We start from the raw sequence: 2,608 nt of genomic DNA on the forward strand, positions 1-2,608 counted from the left end.
ACAAATTATCAACGCTGGAATTTCGTTTTTTCCGTTGTCCGAAAACGGTACAGGAAATCAAGTTGATTAACCAATTTTTGCAAGTCTTGTTTCAATACCTTCATCAGTGCAGAAAGGATATGACCCCTTTGCAGCCTGTCCCTGAAAATATCCGATCCTGCAAAGAGTATACGGCAGAGGAAGTTCAAGCTAATACCATTGATTACCTCAGAAAATTAGGACTGAATCCGGAGGATTATCGCTGTTTTTGGGGCGAAGTACGGGATATTCCGTGAAGCAGGTTTGAGATCAAAATAATTTAATATATTCAATAGAGGGATTTATGAATATAAACACTACCGGTACAGATGCTTACGGACTTCATAAGAGCAGTCTTGCTGAAAAAAATGTCGATGGAAGTCATGATTCAGGGCAGGCAAAAGTTAAAAGTTTTTCAAAAAAACGACGGGTTGAAGATAAATACTCTACACTGGCAAAGCAAATATCAGCGCCTGGTTTTATTGCGCCAGGTTTCAGTCATCAGATGCTCAATCAGTCTATTACCGAGCGAAAAATTTCCCGTTCGTTTACTACTGAAGGCTCTGAGTTCGAAGAGGTAGCTATTGGCAGAATGAGGGAGACGTTCACCGCTGGAGAAGTGGCGGAACGTATTCAAAATATCGTTGAAAACCTTATTTATTCGCTGAGATACCACAAAATCGCAAGAGAAGACTATAAAGATGATGAAAGAGACGAAATTACAGAAATTTTTGTCGATTTTATTTTATTCCAGGAGGGCCTGGTCCGTGATCGGTGTTTTACTGCTGAAGGCAGTCCCGATAAATATGTGGCTGGTCAAACCATCAGCCAGATGCGGGTTGAAGAGATAGAGACTTTCCTGCATGCGATTTTTACCGAACGGGCTGAAGCGGAATCGAAACTAAAGAGTTGTAGATTAGTTTATAGTCTGGGGGACATATTGCTTGATTATCTCAATAAAAAAGAGAACGTACCGAATGATGTTGCTCCAGTAGTTAAATATTTTCTATACCTTAAATATGAATTCACCTATGGACAATTGCTGAACGATATATTTCCATTTTTTCAAATTCTACTTTCCGAAAGAGGCCTTTTTTCTGAGCTAGTTCTTGTTTTTAATTTTGCCGTCAAATTCAGGAAGGAAATCATTGACAGTGCTGACTCATCATATCCCACCAAAAATTTGTTAACCATTGCTTTGCGCAGAAACAGAAATGGTATTAGAGAGCATTTTAATCGAGATGTTATGGATATTATTTTCTCCGGGCGTTGTGATGGTATTGTTAATGCCCTGTTTGAAGGCTTCTCTTTACCGGTTGGCAGTGAGGCGACACCAAAAAATCGATTAAATCTTAAATTTGGTGAGGAACTCGAATATGATGTAAGAAATTCATTTTCTGTTCCACGAGGAAAGCTTGTTAAGATTTTTTTATATCGACTCGGAAAAAAGGAGTTAGCTCATCAGGTTCCCGCTAGAAAATTTGGTGCACGTTATGGATTTTATAGTAACTTTACCGTAGTTCCTTTTTACGACACAATAAGCTGGTTTGAAATAAACTGCACGCCTTATCATTCTGATGATCAACTTGCGGAACTGTCTTTTGAGAAGGTGATTGAAGTTATTGATTCAATGCGCAAGGATGGGCTGATTGGTTACAGCTCCGGTCATAAACACGTCGATGTATTAAGTGCCACTCAGGGTGATGCCAGTGTACTGTTGGCGATGGAGTCTGAGATCCAACGAAACCCTTTTTTGCTGAGGGCGTTTGGAAATAATGCTCGCATCGTGCAGTATGATGAAGCTGAGTGGTATAAAACATTTGCTGATTACAATTCAGACATAAAACCATTTGCCGTAAAGCGGTTAAATGTTCTCATTGACCGATATAATAGAAAAATAGAAGAAGGTAATACAGAACCGTTAAACCAAAAAGGTAATACTGATTCGGAAAAAAAAGACAAGCTTAAGCAATTTGCGCACTTTTATAGCCAGCTTGTTCATATGACGACCATACAATGGTTATTTAGTGGCATTGGTGATGATTATATGGAAAAGTATATCGCAATGTCTTTATTGCATATTACTGGAGCAAGCAAAGTAAAGGAGCTTTCAACGTTGGAATTTCGTTTTTTCCGTTGCCCGAAAACGGTACAGGAAATTAAGTTGATTAACCAATTTTTACACGCGTGGTTTCAATATATTCATCGGTGCAGAAAAGATAAAATTCCTTTACAGCCCGTTCCTGAAGATATTCAATCCAGCAAAGATTATACGGCAGAGGAGGTTAAGCTTAAAACCATTGATTACCTCAGGGCATTAGGGCTGAACCCGGAGGACTATCGCTGCTTTTGGGGCGAAGTGAGGCCTCTTCCGTCAACGATCGTTTGAATGAGACTTCAGTTTATAGAATAAATAGGCAGATTTGATTCTGTCACTGAGTTGATTAACCCACCTCTTTAAGATCTCGTCTCTGTTAAAACACTCCACCTCGATCAACTGACTAATACAGCAGGTCATCACTGGGCTAGCAGCCCGTCGGACTTAAGGGTGTCCTACTGCGGTTGCAATAAATTGGTCTAAAAATTCCTG

Annotated in this window: 2 protein-coding genes; both read left to right on the plus strand. The window is 39.6% G+C overall.

All coding sequences use genetic code 11. From position 1 onward, the window contains the following. On the plus strand, positions 1-275 hold a 275-nt coding region (locus KDK17_RS06600), incomplete at its 5' end, for a hypothetical protein (protein WP_257287651.1). 47 nt (positions 276-322) lie between these two features. After that, complete coding sequence (locus tag KDK17_RS06605; RefSeq protein ID WP_257282231.1) at positions 323-2,407, plus strand: hypothetical protein; 2,085 nt, start codon at positions 323-325, stop codon at positions 2,405-2,407. The last annotated feature ends 201 nt before the right edge of the window (positions 2,408-2,608 follow it).

It is taken from the genome of Endozoicomonas sp. SESOKO2, from assembly GCF_024606245.1.
In the GTDB taxonomy this organism is placed as follows: domain Bacteria; phylum Pseudomonadota; class Gammaproteobacteria; order Pseudomonadales; family Endozoicomonadaceae; genus Endozoicomonas_A.